Genomic DNA, 6858 nt, shown 5'->3' on the forward strand with positions numbered 1-6858 from the left:
ATAACCTGAACAATGCTTGCCCCGTCAGCCCACTTGCAAGGCCACCGGGGCCTGACTAATCTGATTGAATGCGGACTGCATCCGCGCAGTAAGGCATAGGAGCCCGTCGAATGTCGATGTCGAACGAAATGTGGGTTGTAGTTCAGCTTGATACCGAGCCGCTGGCCTTCCCGGCCACCCTGATCAAAGAAGTGGTTCCGTGGCAGCCTTTGCATCCTGTTCCCAGTGATGCCCTTGGCGTGATGGGACTGGTCAGCCTGCGCGGCGAAACCCTGGCCGTTATCGATGTACACCAGATGACGGGCTACGGCCAAATCACCGAGCCCAGCTTTCTGCTCGTGCTCGACCTGTCGGAGACCCGGGTTGGCATGGCCGTTACCAAGGTTGAGGGGGTGCAATACTTTGCCATGGACGACGCCGACACCAACATGGCTGGCGGTTACATTCAGGGCACCATCGAAAAAGACAACCGCCTGTATCAGCTGATCAGCCCCGCAGCGCTCGAACAGGTAATAGCCCAGCACACCGATGTCAAATCCCTGATCGACGAACTCTAATGTCGCGGTCCGGCCCCTCCACGGGGCTAGGACCGCACCATCCGACCTCGCCGCCGTCATCCGAACCCCGTAAACTACACGCATGGACATCACCAACGCTGCCCTGCTGCTGGGCCTGTTCTTTCTGGGCAGTTACATTCAAACCGTCACCGGCTTTGCCTTCGGCCTGATCGTTATGGGCCTGAGCTCGGTTCTTGGCCTGGCCGACCTCGCCTTTCTGGCATTCGCCACCAGCACCCTGAGCCTGGCCAACACCGGCATCGCCCTGCGCGGCCACACCCAGCATGTGCACCGCCCCGCGGTCATCGCCATGCTGGCAACGGCTGTCCCGTTAACTGGCCTGGGCTTGTGGCTGCTCACCCACTTCAGTCAAAGCAGCCTCAGCCTGCTGCAACTGCTGCTCGGCATTACCCTGGTCATCAGTTGCCTGCTGATGATGCTCAAACCCAAACCCCGGGCCGATGTAAACGGTCACTTCGCCTTTGCCACAGCGGGCGCCATCGCCGGCTTGCTCGGCGGTCTGTTCGCCACCTACGGCCCGCCGCTGGCGTTTCTGATGTACCGCCAGCCACTGCCACTGCTCAGCATTCGCCTAACCCTGCTGATGACTTTTTTTGCCACCTCAGTCATTCGCATCGCTCTGGCGTTACCCTTTCTGCAAAACGCCATGAACGTTCTGCTGATCTGTGCACTGGGCCTGCCACTGGTCATTCTGGGCACGCTCATTGGCAAACGCTTCGGGCCTCCCCTCCCGGAACTCTGGATGCGTCGTCTGGCGTTTGCCCTGCTGATGGGCTCAGGCCTGAGCCTGGTAGCCTCTGGGTTGATGGCTTAGCGCTCCAACGAAAACACCGATACAGATCATTACGAATCAACCACTGGCATCCTGATCGCGGCTGATTATACTGTATATCCATACAGCTTATCGAGCACCTTCATCATGTCTTTGCTGAACGATCTGACCCGGAGCGGTCGGCTTTGGTCCGCCAGCGACTGGCGCATGGCCCGCATTCATGCCGCCCCCAGCGGCTACGCGGCGCTGGATGCCGAGCTGCCCGGCGGTGGCTGGCCGCTCGGGGCCGTCACCGAAATTCTCTACGCCCGGCCTGGTCAGGGCGAACTGAGACTGCTGCTGCCTTACCTGGCCACACTCAGCCAGACGGGCCAGCTCTGGCAAGCCTGGTTCAACCCGCCCAACCGGCCCCATGCCCCGGGGCTGGCCTACTGGGGGCTCGATTTATCCCGGCTGTTGCTGTGCCAGGCCCCGCGTCAGGACGACCTGCTGTGGAGCCTTGAGCGCTGCCTGACCACCGGTGGCTGCCAGGCTGTGGTGGCCTGGGTCGACCGGCTCGACAACGCCCACATGCGCCGCCTGCAACTGGCCGCCGAGAGCAACCGGATGCCGGTGTTTCTGCTGCGCCCCGAACGCTGGCGCGATCGTGCGTCCATCGCAGCCCTGCGACTTCAGGTGTGCGCCGAGCAGGCTGACCGGGTGCAGCTGCACATTCTCAAACGACGCGCTGGCTGGCCGCTGCGCAATCTGGCAGTGACCGTGCCGCTGCAGCCCGACAGAGTCCAACACCATGGCTGACACCCGACTCTGGTTGTACATCGACTTTCCCAGGCTGGCTCTACAAGCCCGGTTTGGCACCCTGGAGAGCGCCACGCCGCAATTGCTGCTCAACGCCCGGTCCGGCATTGAGCAATGCAATGGTGCAGCGACAGCCCTGGGTGTGCGGCCCGGCATGAACACCGCCACCGCCTACTGTTTGCTGAGCGACGTCGAAACTGCCCTGTACGATGCGCTAGCCGAACAGGAACAACTGCAACGTCTGGCGCTGTTGCTGTATCAGGCCTGCGCCGATATCCGACTGTGCCCGCCCTCGGGTCTCAGTCTCGAAATCGGCTCCATGTTGCGCCTGTATCAGGGGCTGGATGCCCTGGTCGGCACGCTGCGAGAACGGCTGGAACGCAGTGGCTTCCACTACCGCTGGGCCTGTGGGCACACGGCCCTGGCGGCTCAGGTGTTAGCCATTAACGATCAGCCACTCATTAGCAGCGATCGCCAACGACAGATCAGCGCACTCGACCCCATTGCCATTGACCGGCTAGGCCTCGACGCTAAAGACGCCGCCCGGCTGAAATCCATGGGCCTGCACTGCTATGCCGATGTTCGCCGGCTGCCCCGGGCCGAACTCGGCTATCGCTTTGGCCCCAACCTGTTGCAGCGGCTCTCAGCTCTGGAAACCCCCGACACCCTGGGCCACCGCTTCGAGATCCCCCCGCATTTCGACGAACGCCTGGAACTGAGCCACGAGGCCGAGCACAGCGCCAGCCTGCTGTTCCCGGTCAAGCGCCTGCTGACCAACCTGGAAGACTACCTCAAAGCGCGCCAATGTCTGGCCGACAGCCTCTACTTGCGCCTCAGTCACCGTAACCAGCCGCCTACCCGCTTACGCATTCAGGCGGTACAGGGCTCCCGCAGCGCCCAAGAGTGGCTCAGCCTGATCAACCTGCAGCTCGACCGGCTGGTCTTACCGGAACCCGTGCTCTCCCTACACCTGAGAGCGCGGCGCTTTCGCACCGACCCCATGCCCAGCGGCGACCTGCTTGGTACTGCCTACCCACAAGCCGATGCCGACCGCCTGCTGTCGCTACTGGTGTCACGGCTTGGTCACCACCAGGTACACACACTAACAACCACCGCCGACCCCAGGCCGGAACACGCCACTCGGCTAACCCCGGCGGTTGATCGCGCTGGACGCCCGGAACCATCGCGCCCCCGGTTCCAGCCACTGCTGGTGCCAGAGACAGAGCACAGGGTCGCGCCTCAGCAGTACCAGTTACTCAGCGGGCCCGAGCGCATTGTCATGGGCCGCTGGGCGCAACCGGCCCCTTACCGGCGTGACTACTTTCGAGCCTGGCATCCACAGCACCAACACGCCGTCTGGCTCGCCCGTCACGACGATGGCCACTGGAGCCTGGCTGGCTTTTTCGGATAACCCATGACCGACTCACTGCCCTACGCCGAATTGCATTGTCTGAGCAATCACAGTTTTCTGCGCGGTGCCTCTCACCCGCAGGAACTGGTACTGCGCGCGGTCGAACTGGGTTACCAGGCGCTGGCCATTACCGATGAGTGCTCGGTCGCCGGCGTGGTCAAAGCCTGGCGCGTCGTCAGAGACCAGAAGCTACCGATCAAACTGATCATCGGTGCCGAATTTCGCCTCGACGGACAGGTAGTCATCCTGCTCGCCCCCACCGAAGCCGCCTACAGCCAGCTGTGCCACTTGATCACTCGGGCCCGGCGGCGGTGCGACAAGGGAGAGTACCGGTTAACCCGCCAGGATTTCACACTGAATCTCAGTGATTGCCTGTGCCTCTGGTCACCGCGGGGGCGCAGTGATGATGACGAACAGCTGGCCTATTACGCCGACTGTTTTAAAAACCGCTGCTGGGTACTGGTGGAAAACCTGCTGACCGAAAACAGTTTCGAGCTTGCCACTCGAGCGCAACACCTGACCAGGCAACACAACCTGCCCGCTGTCTGCGCCAACAACGTGCACATGCACACCCCCGAACGCAAAGATTTGCAGGACGCCCTGACCGCCATCCGTTTCAACACCACCCTGACCGAGGCCTTGCCCTACCTGTTTCCCAATGCAGAAAACCACCTGCGCTCGGCCAATAAGTTGCACAGCCTCTACGGCGCCGAGCTGATGCAGGAAACCCTGAGGATCGCCGACCGTTGCGACTTTACACTCGATGCCCTGCGCTACCGTTACCCGAAAGACATCCTTCCCGGCCAGTACACTGCCGAAGAGTATTTGCGGTTGCTGGTCCGTCAGGGTGTTGCCCGGCGCTTTCCCGAGGGCAGCACACCCGAGATCGATGCCACGATTGAGCGCGAACTGGCGATGATTCGCGAGAAAGAGTACGAGCACTATTTTCTGACCGTTTACGACATAGTGCGCTTTGCCCGGTCGCAAAACATTCTGTGTCAGGGGCGCGGCTCAGCAGCGAACTCGGTCGTCTGCTATTGCCTGGGCATTACCGAAGTGAACCCCAAACAGGCCTCCTTGTTATTCGACCGGTTCATATCCAAAGGGCGCGACGACCCCCCGGACATTGATGTCGATTTTGAACATCAGCGGCGCGAAGAAGTCATCCAGTACATCTATCAGAAATACGGACGCAAGCGCGCTGCACTCGCCGCCACCGTTATCAGCTACCGGCGCAAAAGTGCGTTGCGCGACATTGGCCGGGCGATGGGGTTAAACATCAGCCAGCTGGATCAGAAAATCGCCAACTATGGCTGGCGTTATCGCAGTAAAAACTGGATTGAAGAAATCATTTCGGACGGCATGGGGTTATCCGAACACCAGATCGGTGTGTTCAAACATCTGCTGGAAAGCATATTGGGGTTTCCCCGTCACCTGTCACAACACGTCGGTGGTTTTATCATTACCGAAGGGGTCGTAGCCGATCTGGTTCCGATTGAAAACGCGGCCATGCCGGACCGCACCGTGATTCAGTGGGACAAAGACGACCTGGAAACCGTCGGTCTGATGAAGGTGGATATTCTCGCACTCGGCATGCTCAGTGCCGTACGCCGTACTCTGGACCTGATTCGTCAGCACCATGGCGAGAACCTCAAGTTGCAGCACATTCCGCGAGACGATGCGGCGACCTTTGCCATGATTCAGCAGGCCGACACCGTCGGCGTGTTCCAGATCGAATCGCGCGCCCAGATGAACATGCTGCCCAGGCTCAAGCCCAATTGTTACTACGACCTGGTGGTCCAGGTAGCCATCGTACGCCCGGGGCCCATTCATGGCGATATGGTGCACCCCTATCTAAAAAGACGCATTGGCAAAGAGGCCGTGCATTATCCGAATGAAGCGCTACGTCCGGTACTGGAGCGCACTCTGGGCGTGCCCATCTTTCAGGAGCAGATCATTGCATTGGCTATGGTCGCTGCCGGTTTCAGTTCCGACGAAGCAAACGATTTAAGACGGTCAATGGCCAGTTGGAAACAAAGCGGACACATTAATAAACTGCGTTCCAAACTGACCGAGCGCATGCACGAAAACGGTTACCCCGATGAATTTATTCAACGCATTAATCGTCAGATTGAAGGCTTTGGTGAATACGGCTTTCCCGAGTCCCATGCGGCCGGGTTTGCGCTTATTGCCTACTTCTCGTCCTGGCTCAAATGCCACTACCCGGCAGAATTTTGCTGTGCTCTCCTGAACAGTCTGCCCATGGGATTTTATACAGCCTCACAGCTTGTGCAGGACCTTCAGCGCCATGGCAAGACGGTTCTGCCGATTGACATTAATCACAGTGACTGGGAAAACCAATTGGAATGGCACAACAATGACACCGCCATTCGATTGGGGTTCTGCCGCATAAAAGGCTTCACTCAAAGCAGTGCCAGCAACCTGATCAGGCATAGACCCAAACACGGTTTCAGGCGCATCAAGGAACTGGAGCAACTGCCCGGCATCAGCACAACCGATCTCGACTTGCTGGCATCAGCAGGCGCCTTCGCCGACCTCAGTCAGAATCGCTACCAGGCACGCTGGGAAAGCTCGGCATTACGGCTGCAAACACCACTGCTAGCCGATGCGTTCGAACCAGCAGCCGATCAACAAAGCCAGTTGCCAGCGCCCAACGAACTCGACAACCTGATTGAGGATTACCACAGCCAGGGACTGACCCTGGGGCGACATCTGATCACCCTATTACGGGAAGACGACGCCATACCTCAGACCATACCCGCCAGTGATTTGCTGCCCATGATGCAGGCCGAACAACGCCGAATTGCGGGGCTATCGAATCGACTGGGGCTAAACCAGCCAGACCGGGTGCGCTTGCCCATCCGCGTGCTGGGACTGGTGGTTAACCGGCAACGTCCCAAAACCAAAGCCGGGGTGACCTTCGTGACGCTTGAAGACGACACCGGAAACATCAACGTTATTATCTGGTTGCAGCAGGCCCAGCAATGCATCAAAGCACTGACCACCGAGCAGTTGGTGTTGGTAACCGGCTTGATTGAAAAAGCCTGGGATAACGATGTGGTTCATGTCATCGCGCAGCGGATAGATGGGCTAGGGGAAGCCAGCAAGGAGGTAAGCATTCGGTCGCGGGATTTTCATTGATGATGAATAACAGCCATAAAAAATCGAGGCGTCAAACCGCCTGTACTATTTCTGTACTTGGGCTGTAAGGGAGTTGTATTCGGCGGTTGGGATGACCTACTCGGGGTGCCGAGCGGTGCTCGTCATCGCTGCGCGAC

At 59.4% G+C, this 6858-nt stretch carries 5 protein-coding genes; all 5 read left to right on the forward strand.

All coding sequences use genetic code 11. From position 1 onward, the window contains the following. The first annotated feature begins 110 nt into the window (after window positions 1–110). The 5 genes from EP166_RS15825 to EP166_RS15845 all read left to right on the forward strand — a co-directional run bounded on the left by EP166_RS15825 (window position 111) and on the right by EP166_RS15845 (window position 6721). On the forward strand, window positions 111–557 hold the full coding sequence (locus tag EP166_RS15825; RefSeq protein ID WP_127558815.1) for a chemotaxis protein CheW: 447 nt from the start codon (window positions 111–113) through the stop codon (window positions 555–557). Between the two features lie 82 nt (window positions 558–639). After that, on the forward strand, window positions 640–1392 hold the full coding sequence (locus EP166_RS15830) for a TSUP family transporter (protein ID WP_127558817.1): 753 nt from the start codon (window positions 640–642) through the stop codon (window positions 1390–1392). Between the two features lie 105 nt (window positions 1393–1497). Next, window positions 1498–2148 (forward strand): translesion DNA synthesis-associated protein ImuA, encoded by a 651-nt coding sequence (gene imuA / locus EP166_RS15835; protein WP_127558819.1) that lies wholly within the window; start codon window positions 1498–1500, stop codon window positions 2146–2148. After that, entirely contained in the window at window positions 2141–3559 is a 1419-nt protein-coding gene (locus EP166_RS15840) for a Y-family DNA polymerase (protein WP_127558821.1), read from the forward strand. The genes imuA and EP166_RS15840 overlap by 8 nt, the downstream gene beginning before the upstream one ends. Window positions 3560–3562: 3 nt before the next feature. Beyond that, window positions 3563–6721 carry an error-prone DNA polymerase gene (locus EP166_RS15845; protein WP_127558823.1) on the forward strand — a complete coding sequence of 1053 codons (3159 nt, stop codon included), beginning with the start codon at window positions 3563–3565 and terminating at the stop codon, window positions 6719–6721. Window positions 6722–6858: the final 137 nt, after the last annotated feature.

Origin of the sequence: Saccharospirillum alexandrii, assembly GCF_004000275.1 — a bacterium.
Taxonomy (GTDB): domain Bacteria; phylum Pseudomonadota; class Gammaproteobacteria; order Pseudomonadales; family Natronospirillaceae; genus Saccharospirillum; species Saccharospirillum alexandrii.

Excerpts from the sequence above, each read along its gene's own strand:
- EP166_RS15825 (WP_127558815.1), top strand. The coding sequence starts at position 111 with ATGTCGATGTCGAACGAAATGTGGGTTGTAGTTCAGCTTGATACCGAG.
- EP166_RS15845 (WP_127558823.1), top strand. The coding sequence starts at position 3,563 with ATGACCGACTCACTGCCCTACGCCGAATTGCATTGTCTGAGCAATCAC.
- imuA (WP_127558819.1), top strand. The coding sequence starts at position 1,498 with ATGTCTTTGCTGAACGATCTGACCCGGAGCGGTCGGCTTTGGTCCGCC.
- EP166_RS15830 (WP_127558817.1), top strand. The coding sequence starts at position 640 with ATGGACATCACCAACGCTGCCCTGCTGCTGGGCCTGTTCTTTCTGGGC.
- EP166_RS15840 (WP_127558821.1), top strand. The coding sequence starts at position 2,141 with ATGGCTGACACCCGACTCTGGTTGTACATCGACTTTCCCAGGCTGGCT.